This window comes from Synechococcus sp. H55.7 (assembly GCF_047462395.1).
Classification (GTDB): Bacteria; Cyanobacteriota; Cyanobacteriia; order Thermostichales; family Thermostichaceae; genus Thermostichus.
Genome location: NZ_JANSJD010000001.1, coordinates 106,752 through 128,461 on the forward strand (window position 1 = coordinate 106,752; position 21,710 = coordinate 128,461).

Here is a 21,710-nt window from a genome sequence, read left to right on the forward strand (position 1 = left end):
AATCCCCGGCTTCCATTATGCGGCAGATGGGATAGCCGTATCTCAGAGCTGTTCGGCGATGGCCATTGACAATCGACAGGTGAGGTATTCAACTCAAAACCTGGACAAACCGCCCCGGAGACAGAGCAGGGATCCATTCGTCCACTTGTCCATAAGCCTGTTGGGCGAAACGACGGGCCAGGGCTGGCACGATGGCCAAAGGGTTGCTGAAGCCGGAAAACAGTTGCAGGCCTTCCCAGCCGGGCAGGGATCCGACCAGAGGCTGGTGATCGGCGCTGAAGGCCACCAAGCAGTGATACCACCGCCCGGGCAGGCGGGCCACCTGGGGCAGGTAGCGACCGGCCTGTTCCCGGATCTGGGCTTCGCTGGCAGCGGCATCCACCTCGGCCATGGGATCCGTCAGCACCCGGCTGATCTGGCCCAGGCGAATGCTGCCGTCCACAAATTGCAGGATCCCGACATCCAAAATCGGCGGGCAGAGCTCCTGCCCCGGCTCATCCCAAAAGGGATCCCGGTCGGGGTGGGCCGCTTGCCGCTCCAGCTCCAAACGCCGCACGGGCGCGCTCATGACGATGCTTCTCAACCGCACCTCTGCAGGCTTCAGCTCGAGGGATTCGGCGTGGGTGAAGTAGATAGGGGCCCGGATCCCGGCCTGGCGCAACAGAGCCCGCGTCCAGCCGCCGGCGCACACCACCACCTGGGCTGCGCCATAGAAGCTTGTATCGGTCTCCACGCCCGTAATGTGCTGCCCCTGTCGCCGCAGGCCCGTCACGGTTTGCAAGAGCAGGGATCCGCCCAGGCGGTGGAAAGCCTTCTGAAAAGCCAGCGTCGTCAGCCAGGGGTGAATGTGGCCATGCCGGGCCCAGAGCACACCCTCTAGGGCCGCCGGATGCAAGAGGGGCTCCAGCTCACAGGCCGTCTCTACAGAAATCCGCCGGGGTGGGATGCGACAGTCGGCCAGATCTGCTTCGACAGCTTCTAGCTGGTGGCCAGGGGCAATCGGCAGGAGCAGATCCAGCTCGCGAAAGTGAATATCCGCCTCCAGCTCCTCTGACAGGATGCGGTAGCGTTGGATCCCTTCTTCCCCCAAAGCTTTGAGCAGGGGGGTTTTCCCCGCCCAATGGGCCAGGCCACCGTAGCTGTAGCGCGTGGCACTGGGCGGCAGCGCTTCCTTCTCTATGAGGAGAACGGATCCCCCTTGACGGGCCAGCTCGTAGCTCAAGGCCGCTCCGGTGATCCCGCCGCCGATGACAATCCAGTCGTAGTTGGCCATGCTGCCCTCGTTACCCTGAACTTCATCTTGCGGCAGAGTGGCTCTGTTCAGGGTAGCAAGCGCAGCAGAACCTCAGCGGTGGCGGATACTAGCTGAGGAGGAACCCCCAGAGGGCCTCCCTGAGTCCTAATTGAGTGTTCCCGCCGCAGTTCAACGGTGTTATAGAGTGATCTGGCGTTCATCGTGGTCGATAGCGGAGCAAGGGCAAAGATATGAACGAACTACTTCAAACCATCAACCGCAGTCTTTTGGAGATGGTGGGGCGAGGCATCGAGCTGTTGCCGGGCTTCTTGATTGCTGCAGTGATCCTCTGGGCCACCCGCTATGGCGTTCGGGCCGTGCGGCGCCTGCTGGGATCCGCAGCCAATCGGTGGATCTCCAGCCCTTCTCTGCAGTTGTTGCTGGTGCAGATCGGCCAAGTGGGTGCTTGGGTGGTGGGGATCCTGGCAGCCAGCGTGGTGGCTTTCCCAGATCTGCGCTTGGGAGATCTGATCGGGCTGTTGGGGTTAGGATCGGTGGCCATCGGTGGGATAGCGGGCCAGCAGCATTTGGAACCGGCTCTCCCCCAGCAGCACCGCATTGGGGTTGGGATAGGTATCTTGAAACCAGGCTTGCAAGCGGGCGATGGCCGCCTGAAAGATCGCTTCTGGGACCGACCAGGAGCTGCTGTAGCAGCGCTGGGCGTATTGCTCAAACAAGGCTTGGGCAGTGAAGGTCGTCTGCCACTCTGCCGCCGTTACCTGCTGCCCATGGGCCCCTTGAGCCCACAAAAACGCCTCCACCTGCTCGGCATTGGCCCCCACCTGTTGTGGCTCAAATCCCAGCTCCGCCAGAATTTGGGCCCATCGCAGCTCAAAGGAGTGGCGGGCACTCGTCACCCGCTCGCCGTAGCCGTAGAGATAGACCCCACTTGGCTTGAGCACGCGCCGGATCTCGGCGATTGCCTGTTGCCACTCGCGGATGAGGTGCAACACATGCACGGTGATCACCACATCGAAACAGCGATCCCCATAAGGCAACTGGGTGGCATCGGCCATCTGCAGATGCACCTGCGGCGGCATCTGGCCCAGGCTTTGTTCAATTTTGCGCCGTAAAACCGCCAGCATGCGTTCGGAAATATCGATTCCTGTGTAAGGGCAGCCGCGCCGAATCAGCGGCAGCGCAATCCGTCCCGTCCCAATGCCCACCTCAAGAAAATGGGTCTCAGGAGTGGCTCCCACTGCCGCCAAGATGGCATCGGCGATCTCTTCCTCTACAGCCGGAGGAAAGCTGCGGGTGGCATCGTAAAAGTCGGCAGCCCGATCAAAACAAACGCTGTGGGATCCCGCCATCACTGCCCCCTTCCCCAACGGGCAAACCGAGACAGACAGAGTATCAACAAGAATGGGCAGGAATCGACCGGATCCCTGCCCCTCTCAAGCCCAAAATTGGCTCTCTTCAAGACTCCTGCGCCAGACGGGCGTAGAACAAGCCCTGGACGCGGACGGTGTGGGGTTCCATCGCCCCTTGCTCGGTACTGGAAGGCTGAATGCTGACAAACGAGCCGGCCATCTCTCCCGTGCTGGGATCCACGCGGGCAATGCGCAGCGACATTTTCCCCTGCGAAACCTCGTCCACCTTGCGGTTGGTGGCGAAGTCGTCCTTGGCCGCCTGCAGCCCCACGGCTGTGTCGTAGCCGGCGTTGGAGCCGCGCCCACGCGGGTCGAGGAAGGTGCTGCTGTGGTAGCCGGGCACCAAGAACTCGCCTTCAAAGTCGGTCGAAGGGTCGATGGCGGCTCCCTGGGCGGTGGCGACCAAGTCCTTCACGCTGAACAGAAACGGCACCCGCTCGCGGCGGGGCAACTGACCGGTGGTCGGCTGAAAGGTGATCCCATCCACCACTTTGAACTCCAGCGCGCCGTCTTTGGGGGTGACCTCGGCCTTAATCGGCCCCAGCGTGGCCGCCGAGATCATGATGTTTTTGGCTTTGATAAACTCTTTTTCCCCGTTCCGCTTTTCCTCTTCGATTTCAATCTGCACCGGCTGGAAGCAGACATCGGTCAGCTTCAGGGATCCCCCCTTGGGCACCTCGATGCGGCCGCGGGCATTGTCGGAGACGGAAGGGCAAATGGCGGCCTTGCCGGTGTTGCGGATCTGGTCGTAGGTCAGCGGGGCCTTGGCAGCCGCCGCCGGCAGGGCAAAGACGCTCAAACAGAGCGCCAACAGGATGGCGAGTAGTGGACGGTACCGCATAAGCAACCTCGAAAAACCTGTTTTAATCTCAATGCTGCTGGGGAAAATAAGCCCGAATGCCCCTATTGTACGCAATAGGGATCCCCTCTTTGGCTGAGCCCGCAGAAGTTTCTTGGTCAAGTCCAGTTGCCCACCCTCTAGGGAAAGTCGGCCAGATGGCCAGAAAGGGGTGAGACCCTTTCGCGGCCACCTCAGAACGGGCCCAGGGATCCCAGCCAGCGCTCCCGAATCTGGTTTACCAGCTCGCCGATGGGCTGTTGGTTGACGCGGTAGCTGGTGGGATGGGCGATCAGGCGGGCGGTGCTCTCGAAAAGGCAGTCCCGTTCCACCAGGCCGTTTTCCCTCAGGGTGCGTCCGGTGGCCACCAAGTCCACAATGGCATCGGCCATGCCGGTGAGGGGAGCCAGTTCCACCGAGCCGTAGAGGGAGATAATTTCCACCGGCAAATCCAACCGGTCAAAATACTCGCGGGCGCAGCCGACAAACTTGGAAGCCACGCGGGCATGGGGAGGCAACTGGGCCGCCGAGGTGTAGGGACTATCTTGGGGCAGGGCCACCGACATGCGACAGTAGCCGAACTTCAGGTCCAGCAGGTGGGCCACCCGCGCTTCGCTGCCGGCATAGCGCTCTCGCAAGATGTCGTAGCCGACGATGCCCAGTTCGGCCTGTCCGTATTCCACGTACACCGGCACGTCGTGGTTGCGCACCAGCAGCGCCTCGTAGCGTTGCCCGTTGAGCTGGGTGGGCGATTCAATCCGCAGCAGGCGGTTGCCGGGATCCAAAAAGCGACTGAAATCGATCCCCACCTGTTGCAAGCAGCGGATAGCGTCGGCCAACAAGGCTCCCTTGGCCAGAGCAACGGTGATCGTCGGGGTATTGGGCTTCGGAGCTGGCCGAGGGCTGGTGGCTGTCAACATAGGCACTTAGGGATCCCTTCTGGCAAAAGGACAAGGGCAGTGGGAATGCTGCTTAGTTAAAGAAGGAAAGTGGATACCAGGGATCCTGCGTCCTCAATTGTAGGGAACTGACCTCTTGCCGGCGAGGTAGACTCGGCAGATGTTTTCCAGAACGCAGATCCTGGGATGATAAAAACACGATGAACCCGGAGGAGAGAGGACGGCATGAAAGCCATGATCCTGGCAGCCGGCAAAGGGACACGGGTACGGCCCATCACCTACATGATGCCCAAGCCGATGATCCCGATTCTGCACAAGCCGGTCATGGAGTTCTTGGTGGAGCTGCTGCGGGAACATGGCTTCGACCAGATCATGATCAACACCAGCCACCTCGCTCACCAGATCGAAGACTACTTTCGCGATGGCCAGCAATGGGGAGTACACATCGGCTTTTCCTTCGAGGGCCACTTCGAGAACGGCCAGCCGGTGGCCGAACCCCTGGGATCCGCCGGTGGCATGCGCAAGATCCAGGATTTCTCCGGCTTTTTTGACAGCACCTTCGTGGTGCTCTGCGGCGATGCGCTAATCGACCTCAACCTAACCCAGGTGGTCAACTTTCACAAATCTAAGGGGGCATTGGCCACGGTGGTGTTGCGAGAGGTGGATCCCAGCCAAGTCTCCAGCTACGGAGTGGTGGTAACTGATGAGACGGGCCGGGTCACCGCCTTCCAAGAAAAGCCCAGGCAGGAAGAGGCCCTCAGCAACACCATCAACACCGGCATCTACGTGTTCGAGCCAGAAGTCCTGGACTACATCCCCCCCGGCTGCCCCTATGACATCGGCAGCGATCTCTTCCCCGCCTTGGTGAAAGCCGGCGCCCCCTTCTACGGCCTCAAGGCCGACTTCCAGTGGGTGGACATTGGCCGTACCCATGACTACTGGCTGGCAGTACAGAAGGTGCTGCGCGGCGAGATCAAAGGCGTCAAGGTGCCCGGGATCCAGATTCGGCCCGGCGTCTGGACAGGGATCAACATCCGCGCCAACTGGGATCGCATCCACATTGAGCCACCGGTGTACATCGGGGCCAGCACCTACCTGGCGGATGGGGTAAAGCTCATCGGCCCCACGGCCATTGGCTACGGCTGTGTGTTGAACGAAGGGTGTACGCTGGATGGCAGCCTCATCTTTAACTACACCCAAATCGCCGCAGGAGTGACGCTGCGCCACCAGATGGTGATGGGTCGCTACTGCATTTCCTCCGATGGCAATGCCATCGACACGGAAGAGTCCAACCTCACCTGGTTGATCGGAGATGCCCGCAGCCATGGCAACGGCAAATCCCAATAGCGCCCTCTATCTCTACGGGATCGTTGCTGCCCCCGGCCCGCGCCACCTGAATGTGGTGGGTCTGGACAAGCAGCCGGTGGGGGTTCACGTGCTGGGATCTTTGGCCTTTCTCTATTCCCAGGCCCGCCAGGAGCGCTACTTGGCCAGCCGGGCCAATCTGCTGGCCCACGAAGCCGTCCTAGAAACCGTGATGAACGAGGGACACCGCGCCCTGCTGCCGTTGCAATTTGGCCTGGTGGTGAGCAGTTGGGATCAGGTGGAGCAGGATCTGGTCAAACCGCGCCTGGCCGATCTGCTGACCCTGCTGCAGCGCCTAGAGGGCAAACGGGAGGTGGGGGTAAAGGTCTTCTGGGATCCCCAGCAAGAGCTCCAATTGGGGCTGGAGGAAAACCCCGCCCTGAAAGCCCGGCGGGACGAGATGGTCGGCGCCCCTTTGGGTCTGGATGCGGTAGTCGAGATCGGACGGGCTCTGGAGCAGCTTTTGGAGCAGCGGCGTCAGCGCATCGCCCAAACCTTCACGGCGGCCCTCAGCCCCCTGGCCAGCGACCGCGTGGAAGGCGATCTGCTCACGGAGAACATGGCCTACAACGGCTCATTTTTGATCAACTGGGAAGATGAGCCGGCTTTTGCCCAAAAAGTGGAGGAGCTAGACCAGACCTTTCAGGGGCGGCTGCGCATTCGCTACAACAACTTCACCGCTCCTTACAATTTCGTCAAGCTTTGACATGTTTTCTGTTTTATGGTCATTCAATCCAGTCCAATGGCGATGGAACGGTTGGTTACCTCGTTATTGCTCCGCAACGCTGTCGCCAACGCGCCGCTCTAACTCCCCTCTCCCTCAGGGAGAGGGGCTGGGGGTGAGGGGATCCCTCAGGGAGAGGGGCTGGGGGTGAGGGGATCCCTCAGGGAGAGAGGCTGGGGGTGAGGGTGGGAGAGGGGCCGGGGGTGAGGGGGTTCATGGATGGGCTCAAGCAGGGATCCTTGTTATGTAGCAGCATCTGTGACCCCCCCTGCGGCCTAAACCTCAACCAGAGAGGATAACCCCGCTGCAATCTTAAGAACCCCTCTACTGAGCGCCGAGAGCCGCCAACAAGTCATCCGCCAACAACACCGCCGTATAGGCCAAGGCTTGCCGTTGCTCAGGAGACAAATCGCCAACGGGGGTCTGGGGATTGCTCAGGATACCCTGTAACACCTTGCTGGCTATGTATTCGCGCTTAGAAACCCCTGGGCTAGAGATGGTGGGGTTATCCAGAGAGAACTTCTGATGGTGCTCGAAGGGGAAAGCATATTCAGGGGCAACCGGCATCGCTCGACTCCAGATCGGGTCTCTACACTGTGCTTTGCCTATTTTCCCATCCTCTCTCGTCGGGAACTTCAAAAAAGCGGGGCCTCAAAAAAGACAGAACGGGTTATCGTATCAGACAGATCCCTGTGTGGGGAAAGGATCCGGGCTGCTCTCCCTTGGAAAGATTGCTATGCATTTGAGCGATTCTTTTCGACGCACCAAAATTGTCGCCACCATCGGCCCTGCCAGCTCAAATCCGGCCATTCTCAGGGAGATGATCCTGCAAGGGGCAACCACCCTTCGCCTCAACTTTTCCCATGGGGATCACGAGCTACACCGCCGCAGCATTCGCCTCATCCGCCAAACCGCGATGGATCTGGGCATCCAGGTCGCCATTTTGCAAGACCTGCAGGGGCCGAAAATCCGCTTGGGCAAGTTCGCCGAAGGCTCCATCACCCTCAAAGCCGGGGATCCCTTTGTGTTGACCAGCAAGCCTGTCTTGGGATCCCAAGAGCGCAGTTGGGTCACCTACGACAAGCTGGCCCAAGAAGTGCCCGAAGGAGCGACGATCCTCATCGATGACGGTCGAGTGGAGATGCGGGTGGAAGCCGTGGATCCTGCGGCGGGAGAACTCTTCTGCCGCACCATTGTCGGGGGGACTCTCTCCAACAGCAAAGGGGTCAACTTTCCCGGCGTGCGCCTGAGCATCCGCGCCGTGACCCAAAAGGACAAAGAAGATCTCTACTTCGGCCTCAACCAAGGCGTGGATTGGGTGGCCCTCAGTTTTGTGCGGGATCCCTCTGACGTGCTGGAGTTGCGCGAGCTCATCGCCTCGGCCAAGAGGCCTTCTGCGGGCTCAGCCGACAAGCGGGTACCCATCATCGTCAAGATCGAGAAACATGAGGCCATCCAGCAACTGCCCCAGATTTTGGCTCTCAGCGACGGTGTGATGGTGGCGCGGGGCGATCTGGGGGTGGAACTGCCCGCGGAAGAGGTGCCGATCCTACAGAAGCGGGTGATCGCCCTGGCCAACTCTCTGGGGATCCCGGTGATCACTGCCACCCAAATGCTGGACAGCATGGTTCACAGCCCCCGACCTACCCGTGCCGAGATCTCCGATGTGGCCAACGCCATCTTGGATGGTACCGATGCCGTCATGCTCTCCAACGAGACGGCGGTGGGCAAATACCCCGTCGAGGCAGTAGCAACCATGGCCCGCATTGCCGTGCGCACCGAGCGAGATTACTTTGACTTGACCTACGCCGACCGACGGCAACGCATTCGCGCCCTTGCCCTGCAGGAGCTGAGCCAAAACAACGGCAACAGCAATGGCGCCAGTCCTGCTGGAACGCGGCCCAAAACCCTGATCACCGACTCGATCAGCCGCGCCGTGGGGGAGATCGCCCAGGAGCTGGATGCCGTAGCCGTGATGACCCTGACCAAAACGGGGGCCACTGCTCGCAATGTCTCCAAGTTTCGCCCGCGCACTCCCATCCTGGCCGTAACTCCCCACGTGGAAGTAGCACGGCGGCTGCAGTTGGTTTGGGGGGTACATCCGCTGTTGGTGATGGATTTGGCCACAACCCGCCAGACCTTTCAAGCGGCCATTAGCTTGGCCCAGGAAGATGGCTTGCTCAAAGATGGCGACTTGGTGGTGCTCAGCGCAGGAACCCTGCCCGGTGTTGCGGGATCCACCGATCTGATCAAGGTCGATGTGGTGAAAGCGGTGGTGGCCCAGGGCAAAGGGTTTGGCAAAGGCACCGTCAGCGGCCCGGCCCGCATCTTGAGATCCAGCCTCGATGCCGGCAAAATCACCGCCGGCGACATCTTGGTTGCGCAGTCTACCGACGCCAACTATGTGGAGGCCATCAAACAGGCAGCCGGAGTGATCACCGAAGAAGAGGGAGCTTCCTCCCATGCGGCGGTCATCGGCCTGCGGCTGGGGGTGCCGGTGCTGGTGGGGGTCAAGGATGCCACACGCCTCATCCGGGATGGATCCATCGTCACTCTGGACGCAGAAAAAGGCATCGTGACTTCGGGAGCAGATGGCCTGGGCTTTTGAGGGAGAGCCATCAGTCCCGCGCTCTACCCAAAAGTGAGCGTCGGGATCCCTCTGGCGGTTCTCAAAAGCAGGCTACGCCATAGCAACGAAACGTTTCTCTACATCGTTATTGCTACGCAACGCCGGCGCCTTCACACCAACAGCGCCGATCGCTATCCCTAACTCCCCTCTCCCTCAGGGAGAGGGGCCGGGGGTGAGGGTACCTCAGGGAGAGGGGCCGGGGGTGAGGGTGGGAGAGGGGCTGGGGGTGGTCGCGTGAGCGGCGCGGAGCGCTTGGGCAGCGGCAAAGTGTCTTAATCTTGTCTGAAACGACTATATTCCTGACGGTTTTGTGGTGGGCAGGTGCGGGTTGTCTCTAAGTAGGTTGGGAAGCCCGCGCCGCGCTGATGGGAGCAGGCCAAGGGGATCCGCTCAGGAGCTGCGGTCTAGCGGCTGGGGCTCTGGTTGAGGGGTGAGGGTTTCCAGCTCCGGCAAGGGGGATCCCATCTCGGCGGCGGGGCTTTCCAAGGACTTTGTCCCCCTATCTTCGGTGGGCATGCCCGTCGGCAAGCCGGATGCAGCTTGGGCCGGCTGAAACTGGGGATCCAGCTCCAGGCAGCGCTGCAAACTGGCCTGGGCCGCTTCCCGCTGGCCGGCCTGTAGTTGGATCAACCCCAAGGTATGCCAAAAGGCGGGCCGCTGCGGCTCCAGTTGCGTAGCCCGTTGGGCGTCGGCCAGGGCCAGCTCTAACTTTCCCAGCTTCAGGGCTTCCCAGGCGCGGTTGTTGAGGGCCACCGCGTCTTCTGGGGTGAGCTCCAGGACGCGCGAGTAGGCTTGCGCCGCTTTCTCTGCATCCCCCAGGTCGCCATAGACCAGGCCCAAGGCAAACCAGCCCCAGGGATCCCGTTCGTTGAGGCGGGTCATCTCTTGGGCGGCGGCAAGGGCTTCTTCCAATCGGCCCAGGCGGCGCAGGCTGGTGATCTGGCCAAACCAGCAGGCAAAGCTGCCAGGACGCTGCTGCACCAAGCTCCGGAACTGCTCCAGGCTGGCCTCGTATTGCCCCAGCTCCTGCTGGGCCACCGCCAGGGCATAGCGAGCCGGGAAGTCCTTTGGCCGGATTTTCAGGGCTTCCTCGAAGTGGATGCAAGCCTCCTTTAGGTAGCCCAATTTCTGGAAGGCCACGCCGCGGGCGTACCAGCTTTTGGGGTTGTCGGCGTCGTAGCGCAGGGCACGTTCCAGGGCTTTGCTGGCCAGCCGATACTGCCCCAGGCGCAGCAGAGCCACCCCTAGGTTGTGGAGCGTAATGGGATCCCGGCGGCGCAGCCGCAGCGAGCGCTTGTAACACTCGATGGCCGAGCGCAGCCGCTGGCAGTGGAACAGGGCATTACCTTGGTAGCGCCAGACCCGGCCACTTCTGGGGTTGAGCTTCAAAACCCGAGCAAAGCTGGCCGCCGCCGAGCTGGGCCGCCGCAGCCGCCGCAACACGATCCCACGCGCCAGCCAGGTGCGGGGCTGTTGGGGGTTGTAGCGCAGCGCCTTGTTCAGGCTGTTGAGGGCCAGCTTGGGCCGCTTCAGTTGCATGAGGCGAATGCCGCGGTTGTGCCAGGCCAGGGCGTCCTCCGGGTTGCTCTCCAGCACCTTGTCGTAGTTGACCACCGCCGCTTTGTACTGGCCCAGGCGCCCCAGAATCAGGGCCAGGCGCAGCCGCGTCTCCTCGTCGTAGGGGTTGATGCTCAGGGATCCGTTGTAGCTATCCACCGCCTCGCGGTAGCGGGCCAACTGCACCAGCACATCGCCGCGGCGGCTCCAGGCCAGGGCGAAGTTGGGATCCATGTTCAAAGCGCGGTCGTAGGCGGCCAGGGCTTCGGTTAGGTTGCCCCGCTTGCGCCACTCCTCGGCCCGATCGAATTGAATATCGGCGCTGTTCCACTGGAACAGGCGCTGAAGAAATTGCAAAATGGCAATCTTGCGTGCTCCTTCCTCCGGTGTGGCAGAGGGCATTTCGCCGGTGGCAATGCGCAGGATGGCTAGCTGAATGGCTCGTAGGAAAGCTTGGAACCCCCGCACTTCCTCATCTTCAGGAGGTTCCTCGCGGCGGCGGTATTGCAGCCGAAATCGCTGCAGATCTCCAGGGGTGGGGAAGCTGGGATCCAAAAAGTGCATCAGCTCCCGGGCCCGGTACTCAAACAGCACCGGATCTTCCTCAGAGCCGCTAAAATCCAGCAGCGGTGCTTCTGCCAGGGGGCGGGGCAGCTCGGCGGGCGTGTGGAGCAGCGTCAGCAGGCGCTGGTTCTGTCGGGGCGGAGCGTGGGAGAAGCCGCTGTAGAGCTCATCTCTAGGCCAGGGATCGGCAACAAACTCCGGCGAGGCCACCACCCCGATCCAGCGGCATTGTTCGATGGCCAGTTGCAGCTCCAGCCGGCGGTCGTCTCCCGGCTGCAGCATCCAGCGGTCAAACCAGACCTTGAACCCCTCCCGATCCAGCCGCTCGGCCAGTTGCCGCGCCCACCGCGCCTGCTCTCGGTGGTAGCGCAAGAAAAGGTCAAACTTGTAATGCTCGGAAGACATGAACGCCTGCTCGCTGCTCTTTTCCAGCTTATCTTTGCCATCGCCTCGGCGGCCCGAGCACTGCCTCTTCCCCGGCTGCAAGATCGGCGATAGTTGAGGAAGGGTTGGTCAGGAGGGGGAGATGGCAAGCGGAGTGCTGGCGATTGCCGCAGCGATTGGCTTGGTGGTTCTGCTGTTGGAAGCGATTCGCTATCGCCGCTGGGGATCCCTGCGCCGTTGGCAGCCGGCAATGGGACTGGGCCTGGCGGCCTTGGCGGCGCTGGGGGCGGGGCTGGGACAGTTGCCGGAACCGGTTCCGCTGGCCCTGCTGTTGGGAGGGCTGGTGGGACTGGGGCTGCTGGGCTTGGGCGGCTGTGGGCGGGCCGGGCAGGGGCTGGCGGTGCTGCTGCTCAGCTTGGCCACCTGGCAGGGTGTAGCCGGCGGCGCCTTCGAGGGATCTGAGGCGGGAGCTGCTTTTTCCCTGCTGTTGTGGGGCTGCGGCCTGGGGATGGGCTTGGTGGGGATCCCGTTGCTGGGCTGCTTGGCTGAAGAAGAGATGCTGTCTGTGCTGATGGGCCTGGCCCAGGGCTGGAGCGGCATCGCTGCCCTCACCTGGGGATCCCGCCTTATGGAGATGGGAGCGGAATCTCTGCCAGATCTCCCTTGGCCGGTGTTGTTACCTGTTGGTCTGGCCGCCCTCAGCCTAGTGGCGGGCACCCTGCCCCTGTTGACTGTTCCCGTTCGCGCCAGCGGGACAGAGTCCTCACCCGACAGCGAGGTGGAATCCAACCGGCTGCTGTCGGCCCTGGGGCACGGTGTGGGATGGCTGGTGGCGACGGCGCTGGCCCTGGCTCTGGTGCGCAACGGGCTGTACCAGGATCCCTTTTGGGCGCTGCTGTACGGGGCGGGGGTGTTGCTCTCGTGGGCTCTACTGGCTTTGGAGAGCAGGATCCCGGCACCCGAGGGGAAAGAGGCCTTGCTCTGGCGGGCCTGTGTGAGCCTGACGCTGGTAGGCGGTGGGGCGCTGCTGGCGTTGCGGCTGGGGGGATCCTACGGGGCGGCGCTGCTGGGGCTGGGGTGTCTGGCTTTTCCCAGCCGCTGGGGGGCGATGGCCGCCCTGTTTTTGTCGGCCCGACCCCTGCTGCAAAACCTGCTGCACCAGTTCAACCTGCAGGTGGCCGGGATCGACCTCACCCAGCCCTACGTATCGGCGGCGCTCTACTTGGGCATGGCGGCCATGGCCTTGGCTGCGCTTCTTTACTGGCTGCACGGGCTGGACAAACCCCTGCAAACCGGGGTCGGCCTGACGCTGGGCAGCCTGCTCCTGCCGCTGGGGGTGGGCTATTTCGTCCATGCCCAGCCGCAAGCAGCTTTCTTGCTGGCAGCCTTGATCACCGCCTTGATCTTGGCGGCGCTGCGGCCCATAGCCTTGAACCAAGAAGGGAGAAGGGCGACTTGGACGGGGATCCAAGCTTTGGGCCTGGCCACGCTCGCCATCCTCGGATCCAACCTCAGCCGCAACTGGACGGTGACGGGGTTCTATGCCACCCGCCTGGAGCGGGCCCTGGTGCTGGCGGCCAGCGTTGGGATCCTGGCTCTGTTCCTTTTGCTTGGGCAGGGCTGGCGCTGGTGGCAGTCCAGAACAGCGTCCCGCTAGCGTTGAGGTTCTAGGGTTGTGAAACTCCTTCCCCTCGGCACCCGTGGCACCTGGCAAGGGATCCCCGGCCCCGAGCAGACGGCTGAGGCCCTGGGCAACCCCGGCGTGAGGGTGATCGGATCCCCAGCTCTGTTGGCGCTGATCGAGCGATGTGGCCACAACACCTTGCAGCCTTTTTACGAGGGGGAAGAAGCGGCAGTCGGGATCCGCTTTGTCCTAGAACACTGCTCAGCAGCTGTGGTGGGGGATCCTCTACACCTTCAGGTTGAGGTTGTGCAAGTGGTGGGAAGGCGCGTTCAGTTTCAGGTGGAGATCACGCAGCAGGGGCGGCTGGTGATGCAGGGATCCTACACCTGTCAGGTAGTCGATTTGCCCCATTTTCTGGCCCGCTATGGGCTGGCTTGAGATCATCAAGTACCTGGCAGGGCTGCTGCTGGTCACTGGGTTGGGGCTGTTTCTGTTCTGGCCACAACAGCTCCTGCTACGCTACCGCAAGCCTTGGCAAGGCCCCCTCGCCTGGAGCTGGAAATGGCGCGGGTGGGGGGGCTTGGCTCTGCGGGGCAGCCGTCGGGGGTGGGAATGGCGCTGCGGATCCCTCTGCGTTCGCGGGCATTGGCCGGCCCGGGTGGGCTGCCGTCTCTCCTTTGCCGACTGGCCTCGCTTCTGGCCCCTTCTGAAGCAGTTGGCCAAGGGGATCCAGATCCAGTCCTGGCAAGGTGGCCTAGAAATCGGCTTTGCCGACCCGGCCTTGACGGGGCAATGCCTAGGGTTGATCGCCGCTCTGCCCCCCCCGTTGGCCCAACATCTGCGCCTTACCTTCGCCCGCAGCGGCTGGCGCGGACAGGGATCCCTGGTGGTTCGCTTTCGTCCCTGGCGGGTGCTGGGGCCGGCCTTGAAACTGGGGCGGCTGGCCCTCTGGGAAAGGATCCCGGACAATTAGCGCTGGAACAGCCTCGCCGAGCCAAACTTTGGGTTATGTCGAATTGGGGACAAAAGGAATGGGATCCGCGCGCGCCCCGGCGGATTTTGGTCTGCCCGGATAGCTTCAAGGGATCCCTGACGGCCACGGAAGCGGCAGCGAGCATGGCCCGCGGGATCCAACAAGTGTTGCCCCAGGCCGCGGTGGAGCTGCTCCCTCTGGCCGATGGGGGCGAGGGCACCCTAGAGGTGCTGCTGCCGGCGCTGGGGGGAGAAAAACGAGGGCTGTGGGTCACCGGCCCGCTGGGGTATCCCGTCTGGGCCGAATACGGGGTGGCGGGCGAGCGGGCGCTGCTGGAAGTAGCCCAGGTGGCCGGCCTGACCTTGGTGCCCCCACAGCGGCGGGATCCCACCCGCACCACCACCTATGGCTTGGGGGAGCTGTTGCGGGCCGTCTGCCGGGATCCCATTGCCGAGATCTGGATAGGGCTGGGCGGATCCGCCACCGTCGATGCGGGCGCAGGGATGGCGCAGGCCTTGGGCTATCGCCTCCTGGATGAGGCCGGGGATCCCATTGGCTGGGGGGGAGGGGAGCTGGCCCGCCTGGCGCGCATCGAGCCGCCCGAGCAGCCTGTCTGGCTGGGCAAGTGCATCCGCGGCCTCTGCGATGTGCAGAACCCCCTCACCGGCCCGTTGGGGGCGGCTGCCGTCTTCGCCCCCCAGAAGGGCGCCACTCCCCAGCAAGTAAGGCAGTTGGAGCAGGCACTGCAGCAGTGGGCCAGAGTGGTGGAGCGCGACCTGGGCCGGACTGTGGACGGGATCCCAGGGGCCGGCGCCGCCGGCGGGCTAGGGGCAGGATTGGTGGCTTTTTTAGGCGCCACCCTGGAGTCGGGGATCCACTTGCTGGCCCAGCACTTGGCTCTGGCGGAGCGCATCCACCGCTGTGACCTGGTGGTGACCGGCGAGGGCCGCCTTGACGAACAGAGCAGCATGGGCAAAGTGGTAGGAGTGGTGCTGGAGCTGGCCATGGCAGCCCAGAAGCCCCTGCTGATTCTCTGTGGCCAGGCCACCCCGGCAGCCCGGGCCGACTTGGCCGCCCGACCTTTGCCAATTGGAGTTGCTGCCCTCTGCGACCGGATCCCGGATGTGACCGAAGCCCAGCGTCAGGCCAGCCACCACTTGGAACAGATGGCCGCTTGCGAGTTGAAAAAGTTTCTAGCCTAGGATCCGCTCATCACATAGTCATTGCAAAAGATTATGGAACAGCCTGTCCGTTGCTCTCCAGCTCCCCTCTCCCCCAGGGAGAGGGGCTGGGGGTGAGGGGCTGCTCCCCCAGGGAGAGGGGCTGGGGGTGGTCGCGTGAGCGGCGCGGAGCGTTTGGGCCGCTAGCGGCAAAGTGTCTTAATCGTATCTGGAACAACTATAATGGCCTGAATCGGTTATTTTTTTAAGCATCATGGTCAGTATCGAATTTTCTCCCGGCATTCCAGAAGTGCCCACCCAAGTACGGCTGCTGAAATCCAAAACCGGCAAGCGGGGATCCGCCATTTTTCGCTTCGAGGAGCTGAAGTCCGACACGCAAAACATCCTCGGCATGCGGATGATCGACGAAGAAGGGGAGCTGACCACCCGCAACATCAAGGCCAAGTTCCTAAACGGAGAATTCAAGGCCCTGGAAGTGATCTACGACATGGAAACAGAAGCCGAGTGGGATCGCTTCCTGCGCTTTATGGAGCGCTTCTCGGCGGCCAACCAGATGGGCATTGCCTAGCTGCTGGATCCTCAGCTTTTGGCTTTTTTGCTCCCTTTGCCGGGCTGGACGGGGGCAGATCCCTGGGTCTTTTCAATCGAAGGCTGCTCCAGTGGGGGCCGTCGCTGGTGCCAGTCGGTGCTTTGCTCGTAGGCATAGGCCACCCGCAGCACCTTGCTCTCTTGCAGGGCGTTGCCCACGATTTGCAAGCCAATCGGCAGCCCATCGGCAAAGCCACAGGGCAGGCTTAGCCCCGGCAAGCCCGCCAGATTGACTGGGATCGTCATCAGGTCGCACAGGTACATGCTCAAGGGATTCTCCCGCTCGCCGCTTTTGAAGGCCGGCGTGGGGGTGGTAGGGCTGACCAACACATCCACCTTCTCGAAGGCCCGCAGAAAATCTTGCTTGATCAAGGTGCGCACCTTCTGGGCCTTGAGGTAGTAGGCATCGTAGTAGCCGGCAGAGAGGGCATAAGTGCCGATCATGATGCGCCGCTTCACCTCCGGCCCAAAGCCGCGGGCGCGGGTCTTGCCATACATAGCCAAGAGCGAGTCGGCAGGTTCCCGCAGGCCGTACTTGACGCCGTCGTAGCGGGCCAGATTGGAAGAAGCTTCCGAAGGGGCAATGATGTAGTAGGTGGCCAGGCCGTAGCGAAAGCTGGGGCAGTCGATCTCCAGGATCTCCGCCCCCAGCTCCTGCAGGTGTTGGATGGCCGCTTGCACAGCCGCGCGGGTCTCTTCCCCACACCCTTCCCCCAGCAGGTCGCGGATCACGCCAATCTTGAAGCCTTTGATATCGGGGATCAAAGCCTGGCTATAGTCCGGGATCTCCACCCTAAGGCTGGTGGAGTCCATGGGGTCGTGGCCGGCAATCCCCTGCAGCAGCAGGGCCACATCCTCCACGGTGCGCCCAAACGGCCCCACCTGATCCAGAGAAGAGGCAAAGGCCACCAGCCCATAGCGCGACACCAGCCCGTAGGTGGGCTTGAGGCCAACCACGCCACAGAAGGCCGCCGGCTGGCGGATGGATCCTCCTGTATCCGATCCCAAGGCCACCACCGCCTGGTCTGCCGCCACCGCCGCCGCCGATCCGCCTGAGGATCCCCCTGGCACCCGCGTCAGATCCCAGGGGTTGGCGGTGCGCTGGAAGGCCGAGTTTTCCGTGGAGCTGCCCATGGCAAACTCGTCCAGGTTGGTCTTGCCCACCATCACCATGCCGGCTGCCGCCAGCCGCGCCGTCACCGTCGATTCATAGGGCGGCACAAACCCCTCCAGCATCCGAGAAGCGCAGGTGGTGCGGATCCCTTGGGTGCAGAGGTTATCTTTCACAGCCAACGGGATCCCGGCCAGCGGACCAATCGCCTCCCCGGCGCGAATGCGGGCATCCACCGCCCTAGCCTGTTGCAGCGCCAGCTCCTCGGTGACAGTAATAAAGCTCTTAAGCTGCGGCTCCAGTTGGTGCAGGCGCTCCAGGTATTCGCGCGCGATCTCCTCGGCCGAGCGCTCTTTGCTCACCAACTGGCGGTGCAGGGCACGGATAACAGACATATGGCAAACTCGCTAAGGAAGGGAAAGGCCGATCGAGCAACGTCAAAGTTCTCTCCAGATTAATCCAGCACGGATCCCTACTAACTCCCCTCTCCCTCAGGGAGAGGGGCCGGGGGTGAGGGGCTGCTCCCTCAGGGAGAGGGGCCGGGGGTGGTCGCGTGAGCGGTGCGGAGCGCTTGGGCCTACCGCCGTTCCAAAAAATCGCGGCGCAGATCTCGAATCTCCTGCCGCATCTCCCTCATCTCTTGAGCCATCTCGTCGGTGCGGCGTTCCAAGGCCTCGGTGCGCCGTTCCAGGGCATCCGTGCGGCGCTCAATAGCTCGAGTGCGCGCATCAAAGCGATCCATGGACTCGCGAAAAAACTGAGCCAGCATTGCCTGCCCTTCTCGCAGTTCTTGAATCAGAAGCTGCTGATTTTGTTGGACAAGACGTAGCTCCTGCTGGGCCGCTTGCAGCTCTTGAACAGCGCGGATCAGCCACTCTTCTTGTTCCGGAGTCATTATCAACTAGAGCGAGAGGATGCCAAGATCCTACCACCAACTCCCCTCTCCCTCAGGGAGAGGGGCCGGGGGTGAGGGCAATGGAGAGTAGGGAACTCGAATCCCTGACCTCTGCGGTGCGATCGCAGCGCTCTACCAACTGAGCTAACTCCCCGTAGCTTTACCAGAATAACCCAAGTCCGCCGCCAAGATCTCCCCCGCCTGCAGCTCCAGCCCTGCAAAAACCTTCGAGGGCACCCGCTCGGATCCCTTCAGCTCCAGCAGGTCGTACCAGCCCTCGTGCAACAGCAGCAGGCTCACCTTCTCTTCCAAAGGATCCACAATCCAATACTCACCGATGCCCAAAACGCAGTATTCCGCCCGTTTGGCCCGGTAGTCCGCCGCTCGGCTCGATTCGCTCACCACCTCCACCACCAGCAGCGGCGGCGGATCCTCCAGCCGAATCAGAGCCTCTCGGGATCCCATCTCCTGCCACTGCTGCAGAAGCAGCACCACCACATCCGGGATCCGCACCGTATCCCAGCGGTTGCCCCGCGGCGACTGGATCCCGATAGCCATCGGCTGAGAAGTCCACGGCAGCCCCTGGCGCCGGATCTCAGATCGAAAAGCGGTATTGAGGAAATCCACAATCTGACCGTGCCGTCCGGTTGGAAGGGCCATCGGCACCAACTCCCCCGCCACCAGCTCATAGCGGGTATCGCCGCCATCGGAATACTGAAGGTACTCTGCCAAACTCAGGCGAGCCGTTGTCGATCCAGGAACGGATCCTATTGTCAAAGCCACAGCCGCCTCCAAAAGCCACTCTGCTGCCATCCTAACCCCCCTCTCCCTGAGGGAGAGGGGATGGGGGTGAGGGGCTGCTCCCTGAGGGAGAGGGGCCGGGGGTGAGGGCTGGGAGAGGAGTCGGGAGTAGTCGCCTGCGGTGGCGCGGAGCGCTTGAGGCTGCCGGAAAGGAGCACCCAAAACAAAAAACCCCTCTCCCCCAGGGAGAGGGGATGGGGGTGAGGGTCGTCCCCCCAGGGAGAGGGGATGGGGGTGAGGGATCGGGGGTGAGGGCCTCACTCAGTACAGCGCCTCTTCTTGATGGGTGATGATGGTGCAGTCAGAAGTAGGGTAGGCCACGCAGGTTAACACATAGCCCTGCTCGATCTGATCGTCATCCAGGAAGGATTGATCGCTTTGATCCACCGTGCCGCTCACCAGCTTGCCGGCACAGGTCGAACAGGCCCCGGCGCGGCAGGAATAGGGCAGCTCGATCCCTTGCTCCTCCGCCACATCCAAAATGTACTCGTCATCCGGCACATCGATGGTGACGTTCAAGCCTCGCTCTTCGTTGATCAGAGTGACCTTGTAGGTAGCCATCCTGGTTGGGTCTCCAGAAAAAACATCCACTCCTCATCCTGCCACCCTTCTGCCCCGGATCAAGCACCATTTTTCAGAGAAATAGGTAGATCTCCCGGTTTTTTAGAGTTGGATCCGAGAAAACCTTGCTGGGCAAAGATTCCGGCCACGTCTCACCTCCCTCGGCCAAGCCTCAACCCAGCCTATGGAGCAGAGTTGTACGAAGCAGTAGCCACAGGCAAGCTCATGCTATCGTCTGTGACCCAGATCACTCCCCATTGGCCCGGAAAAAGTCGATAACTCTTGCCAAAGCTGCCGCATCTGCCTGTATGATTAGCAGAGTAAACAGGCTAGCCACCAAACTGGCGTGTCTGCGTCTCCCCTCGATTGGCCATTTCTCAGAAGGCTTAGGTTGCCCTGAGCGAGCCGATCGGGTAATGTGAGGGAAGTGTTCAGCCGAACCCTACTTTTTGGTTAAGAGGAGAAACATGAACGGAACAATGCACAAGTGGCTGCTCAAGTCACTGGGGTCTCTGTCTCTGGCATCGACGGTGGTGCTGCTGCCCATGCTGCTCACCGGTTGCGGCGAAGATAGCTCCGGCACGTCGGTGCCCGTACCGCCCCCGCCCCCGCCGGCTCCTCCGGCTCCCCCGGCTCCGCCGCCAGCACCTCCCACCCCTACTCCCACGCCTACGCCGGTGGGACGTGTTATCAGCATCAGCCCCTCGGATGGCTCCACCAACGTTGCCATCACCACCTCGATTACCATTCGCTTCAGCGAGCCGGTGCGCGAGGCTCCCTTGGCTCAAGCCCTGAGCATCACCTCGGTGGCGCCCCAAGCCGGAGCTGTCCCGCCTCGGGATCTGGCCTTCAACTCCGACCGCACCCAAGTCACCGTCACCTTCCGCACACCCCTGAGCAACGACTCTGTCTATCGGGTCACCATTTCGCGGGCGGTGCCGGATCTGTTTGCTTCGGGCCGCAGCCTGGCCGAAGACTTTGTGGCCACCTTCACCACCGGCAACGTGGCGGCTACTGGCGGCCCGGTTAGCTTGCTGCCGACACAACTGGCGGCGGTGACGCCCAACGGGCAGGTATTCTCCAGCCCGAACGTGGTGCCGGTGGGGTATGGCATTCGCCGCAGTGGGGTAGCGGAGAACCTGCCGGTGGGGGTTTACACCGACTACCGTGCGGTGCTCTCCTTCTCGATTCCCGACAGCATTCCGTCCAACGCCGCGGTGCAATCTGCGCAGTTGACGCTGGTGCAGTTGCCCTCCAACGACTCGGCGGAGATTGGAAACTTTGGCGATAGGGGGCGCGGCTTTTTCTTCCTGGATCCGACGCCGCACAACCTGCCGGCCAACAACGTGGTGTTCCAGGAAGTCAACCTGGGTGCGCGCGACAACGTGGTTTCCAGCGACTTTTTTGCGCCGGCTTCCACGCCCAGCTTCATTGCGTTGAGCATCAACGGCAACGTGTTGGGTGGGGATGTGTCGGCGGGGCCGCGGACGGCGGATGTGCAGCCGGGTGTGCAGCGGTCGGTGTCGGGCACGCGCTTCTACCAGGTGCGGCTGCAGTGCGCCAAGGAAGTGTGGAACAACCAGGCAGCTCCGGTCTTTTTGGTGACTACGGGAACGACGTCGGTGACGACGACGGGGATTGTGACGGCGACGCAGCGTTTCAACGTGACGGCGACGCAGACGTTTGTCGTTACGGGTGCAGCGAGTGCCACGGTATCCAACACCATCACCGGTGCGGTGACGACGCCGTTTACACAGTCCTTCTCGGCCACTGGCACTGTCTCTGGCGTGGCTACGGCATCAAGGACAGTAATAGTAACACAAGGAGAGGGTACTCAAACTCGAACTGCAACTGACACTGAATCCTTTACCTTTAGTGTCACTGGCACTGCTACCTTCACTGCCTCTCAATTTATTACAGCGGGCCTTGGCTTTACCTCGGTAGCCAGCGCAACGGTGACCTTTGCGGCCACAGGCACGGTCGTTGGCTCTGAAACCCGCTCCGAAACGGTGACGGTCACCGGCTCGGTCACGGCCTCTGCCACCACTACGGTGACGCCCTTCACCCGCACTGCTCCCAATGCTGGCTTCGAAATCAGCCAGGGAGCCAACGGGGTCTGCCGCGCCGAGTTCGACCGCGAGCCGGCTACGGGCACGGGTGGTTCGCCCATCACCACTGCTCGTGGTCCGCGTCTGGATATCACTTTCTCCATCCCGCGCTAGCGGCGCCTCTAAATCTAGGCTGCCTCTGTAGTCCAGGAGCGGCCAAATACAGGAAGTGGGCAGGTCTTGAGAGCCTGCCCATTTTCCTAGGCCGCTAAATCTACAAATTCATCTGATAGAATCGTTGCAG

At 62.2% G+C, this 21,710-nt stretch carries 19 protein-coding genes and 1 tRNA gene; 9 read left to right on the plus strand and 11 right to left on the minus strand.

Going from position 1 to position 21,710, the window contains the following annotated elements; translation table 11 throughout:
• Positions 1–88: 88 nt before the first annotated feature.
• The 4 genes from NW851_RS00500 to hisG all read right to left on the minus strand — a co-directional run bounded on the left by NW851_RS00500 (position 89) and on the right by hisG (position 4,422).
• Complete coding sequence (locus tag NW851_RS00500; RefSeq protein ID WP_414335396.1) at positions 89–1,273, minus strand: NAD(P)/FAD-dependent oxidoreductase; 1,185 nt, start codon at positions 1,271–1,273, stop codon at positions 89–91.
• A 506-nt stretch (positions 1,274–1,779) separates the two neighbouring features.
• On the minus strand, positions 1,780–2,604 hold the full coding sequence (locus NW851_RS00505; RefSeq protein ID WP_414336525.1) for a class I SAM-dependent methyltransferase: 825 nt from the start codon (positions 2,602–2,604) through the stop codon (positions 1,780–1,782).
• A 106-nt stretch (positions 2,605–2,710) separates the two neighbouring features.
• On the minus strand, positions 2,711–3,505 hold the full coding sequence (locus NW851_RS00510; protein ID WP_414336054.1) for a photosystem II manganese-stabilizing polypeptide: 795 nt from the start codon (positions 3,503–3,505) through the stop codon (positions 2,711–2,713).
• 191 nt (positions 3,506–3,696) lie between these two features.
• A complete protein-coding gene (gene hisG, locus NW851_RS00515; protein ID WP_414336052.1) occupies positions 3,697–4,422 on the minus strand; it encodes an ATP phosphoribosyltransferase in 726 nt (241 codons plus the stop codon).
• Positions 4,423–4,626: 204 nt separating this feature from the next.
• On the opposite strand from hisG, the gene NW851_RS00520 reads away from it, so the two are divergent.
• Positions 4,627–5,748, plus strand: a complete 1,122-nt coding sequence (locus NW851_RS00520; RefSeq protein WP_414336050.1) for a sugar phosphate nucleotidyltransferase — start codon at positions 4,627–4,629, stop codon at positions 5,746–5,748.
• Positions 5,726–6,472 carry a GvpL/GvpF family gas vesicle protein gene (locus tag NW851_RS00525; RefSeq protein WP_414336049.1) on the plus strand — a complete coding sequence of 249 codons (747 nt, stop codon included), beginning with the start codon at positions 5,726–5,728 and terminating at the stop codon, positions 6,470–6,472. The genes NW851_RS00520 and NW851_RS00525 overlap by 23 nt, the downstream gene beginning before the upstream one ends.
• 342 nt (positions 6,473–6,814) lie before the next feature.
• Here NW851_RS00525 and NW851_RS00530 read toward each other — a convergent pair whose 3' ends face one another.
• On the minus strand, positions 6,815–7,057 hold the full coding sequence (locus NW851_RS00530) for a hypothetical protein (protein WP_414336143.1): 243 nt from the start codon (positions 7,055–7,057) through the stop codon (positions 6,815–6,817).
• 169 nt (positions 7,058–7,226) lie between these two features.
• Between NW851_RS00530 and pyk the strand changes: the two genes are divergently transcribed.
• A complete protein-coding gene (gene pyk / locus NW851_RS00535) occupies positions 7,227–9,098 on the plus strand; it encodes a pyruvate kinase (RefSeq protein WP_414336145.1) in 1,872 nt (623 codons plus the stop codon).
• Positions 9,099–9,509: 411 nt separating this feature from the next.
• On the opposite strand, the gene NW851_RS00540 is transcribed toward pyk, so the two are convergent.
• On the minus strand, positions 9,510–11,645 hold the full coding sequence (locus NW851_RS00540; protein WP_414336528.1) for a tetratricopeptide repeat protein: 2,136 nt from the start codon (positions 11,643–11,645) through the stop codon (positions 9,510–9,512).
• A gap of 121 nt (positions 11,646–11,766) precedes the next feature.
• On the opposite strand from NW851_RS00540, the gene NW851_RS00545 reads away from it, so the two are divergent.
• The 5 genes from NW851_RS00545 to psb28 all read left to right on the plus strand — a co-directional run bounded on the left by NW851_RS00545 (position 11,767) and on the right by psb28 (position 15,970).
• Positions 11,767–13,281 (plus strand): hypothetical protein, encoded by a 1,515-nt coding sequence (locus NW851_RS00545; protein WP_414336530.1) that lies wholly within the window; start codon positions 11,767–11,769, stop codon positions 13,279–13,281.
• An 18-nt stretch (positions 13,282–13,299) separates the two neighbouring features.
• Positions 13,300–13,686, plus strand: coding sequence for a thioesterase family protein (locus NW851_RS00550; RefSeq protein WP_414335664.1), 387 nt, complete (start codon positions 13,300–13,302; stop codon positions 13,684–13,686).
• A complete protein-coding gene (locus NW851_RS00555; RefSeq protein ID WP_414336531.1) occupies positions 13,673–14,221 on the plus strand; it encodes a hypothetical protein in 549 nt (182 codons plus the stop codon). The genes NW851_RS00550 and NW851_RS00555 overlap by 14 nt, the downstream gene beginning before the upstream one ends.
• A gap of 35 nt (positions 14,222–14,256) precedes the next feature.
• Entirely contained in the window at positions 14,257–15,423 is a 1,167-nt protein-coding gene (locus NW851_RS00560; protein WP_414336533.1) for a glycerate kinase, read from the plus strand.
• A 232-nt stretch (positions 15,424–15,655) separates the two neighbouring features.
• Positions 15,656–15,970 (plus strand): photosystem II reaction center protein Psb28, encoded by a 315-nt coding sequence (gene psb28, locus NW851_RS00565; RefSeq protein ID WP_414335669.1) that lies wholly within the window; start codon positions 15,656–15,658, stop codon positions 15,968–15,970.
• An 11-nt stretch (positions 15,971–15,981) separates the two neighbouring features.
• Here the strand turns inward: psb28 and gatA are convergent, their stop codons facing one another.
• From gatA to NW851_RS00590, 5 genes are all read right to left on the minus strand, one after another.
• Positions 15,982–17,496 (minus strand): Asp-tRNA(Asn)/Glu-tRNA(Gln) amidotransferase subunit GatA, encoded by a 1,515-nt coding sequence (gene gatA, locus NW851_RS00570; RefSeq protein WP_414336535.1) that lies wholly within the window; start codon positions 17,494–17,496, stop codon positions 15,982–15,984.
• Positions 17,497–17,678: 182 nt separating this feature from the next.
• Positions 17,679–17,996, minus strand: a complete 318-nt coding sequence (locus NW851_RS00575) for a hypothetical protein (protein ID WP_414336537.1) — start codon at positions 17,994–17,996, stop codon at positions 17,679–17,681.
• 81 nt (positions 17,997–18,077) lie between these two features.
• Positions 18,078–18,150: transfer RNA gene (locus NW851_RS00580), tRNA-Ala, on the minus strand.
• The gene (locus tag NW851_RS00585; RefSeq protein ID WP_414336539.1) at positions 18,141–18,809 is read right to left on the minus strand and encodes a Uma2 family endonuclease; all 669 of its coding nucleotides are present in this window, start codon (positions 18,807–18,809) and stop codon (positions 18,141–18,143) included. Before NW851_RS00585 ends, NW851_RS00580 begins: the two co-directional genes overlap by 10 nt.
• Before the next feature lie 249 nt (positions 18,810–19,058).
• Positions 19,059–19,358, minus strand: a complete 300-nt coding sequence (locus tag NW851_RS00590; RefSeq protein WP_414336541.1) for a ferredoxin — start codon at positions 19,356–19,358, stop codon at positions 19,059–19,061.
• A 467-nt stretch (positions 19,359–19,825) separates the two neighbouring features.
• Between NW851_RS00590 and NW851_RS00595 the strand changes: the two genes are divergently transcribed.
• Positions 19,826–21,580 carry an Ig-like domain-containing protein gene (locus NW851_RS00595; protein WP_414336542.1) on the plus strand — a complete coding sequence of 585 codons (1,755 nt, stop codon included), beginning with the start codon at positions 19,826–19,828 and terminating at the stop codon, positions 21,578–21,580.
• Positions 21,581–21,710 lie beyond the last annotated feature (130 nt).

Excerpts from the sequence above, each read along its gene's own strand:
- NW851_RS00500 (WP_414335396.1), bottom strand. The coding sequence starts at position 1,273 with ATGGCCAACTACGACTGGATTGTCATCGGCGGCGGGATCACCGGAGCG.
- NW851_RS00505 (WP_414336525.1), bottom strand. The coding sequence starts at position 2,604 with ATGGCGGGATCCCACAGCGTTTGTTTTGATCGGGCTGCCGACTTTTAC.
- NW851_RS00510 (WP_414336054.1), bottom strand. The coding sequence starts at position 3,505 with ATGCGGTACCGTCCACTACTCGCCATCCTGTTGGCGCTCTGTTTGAGC.
- hisG (WP_414336052.1), bottom strand. The coding sequence starts at position 4,422 with ATGTTGACAGCCACCAGCCCTCGGCCAGCTCCGAAGCCCAATACCCCG.
- NW851_RS00520 (WP_414336050.1), top strand. The coding sequence starts at position 4,627 with ATGAAAGCCATGATCCTGGCAGCCGGCAAAGGGACACGGGTACGGCCC.
- NW851_RS00525 (WP_414336049.1), top strand. The coding sequence starts at position 5,726 with ATGGCAACGGCAAATCCCAATAGCGCCCTCTATCTCTACGGGATCGTT.
- NW851_RS00530 (WP_414336143.1), bottom strand. The coding sequence starts at position 7,057 with ATGCCGGTTGCCCCTGAATATGCTTTCCCCTTCGAGCACCATCAGAAG.
- pyk (WP_414336145.1), top strand. The coding sequence starts at position 7,227 with ATGCATTTGAGCGATTCTTTTCGACGCACCAAAATTGTCGCCACCATC.
- NW851_RS00540 (WP_414336528.1), bottom strand. The coding sequence starts at position 11,645 with ATGTCTTCCGAGCATTACAAGTTTGACCTTTTCTTGCGCTACCACCGA.
- NW851_RS00545 (WP_414336530.1), top strand. The coding sequence starts at position 11,767 with ATGGCAAGCGGAGTGCTGGCGATTGCCGCAGCGATTGGCTTGGTGGTT.
- NW851_RS00555 (WP_414336531.1), top strand. The coding sequence starts at position 13,673 with ATGGGCTGGCTTGAGATCATCAAGTACCTGGCAGGGCTGCTGCTGGTC.
- NW851_RS00560 (WP_414336533.1), top strand. The coding sequence starts at position 14,257 with ATGTCGAATTGGGGACAAAAGGAATGGGATCCGCGCGCGCCCCGGCGG.
- psb28 (WP_414335669.1), top strand. The coding sequence starts at position 15,656 with ATGGTCAGTATCGAATTTTCTCCCGGCATTCCAGAAGTGCCCACCCAA.
- gatA (WP_414336535.1), bottom strand. The coding sequence starts at position 17,496 with ATGTCTGTTATCCGTGCCCTGCACCGCCAGTTGGTGAGCAAAGAGCGC.
- NW851_RS00575 (WP_414336537.1), bottom strand. The coding sequence starts at position 17,996 with ATGACTCCGGAACAAGAAGAGTGGCTGATCCGCGCTGTTCAAGAGCTG.
- NW851_RS00585 (WP_414336539.1), bottom strand. The coding sequence starts at position 18,809 with ATGGCAGCAGAGTGGCTTTTGGAGGCGGCTGTGGCTTTGACAATAGGA.
- NW851_RS00590 (WP_414336541.1), bottom strand. The coding sequence starts at position 19,358 with ATGGCTACCTACAAGGTCACTCTGATCAACGAAGAGCGAGGCTTGAAC.
- NW851_RS00595 (WP_414336542.1), top strand. The coding sequence starts at position 19,826 with ATGAACGGAACAATGCACAAGTGGCTGCTCAAGTCACTGGGGTCTCTG.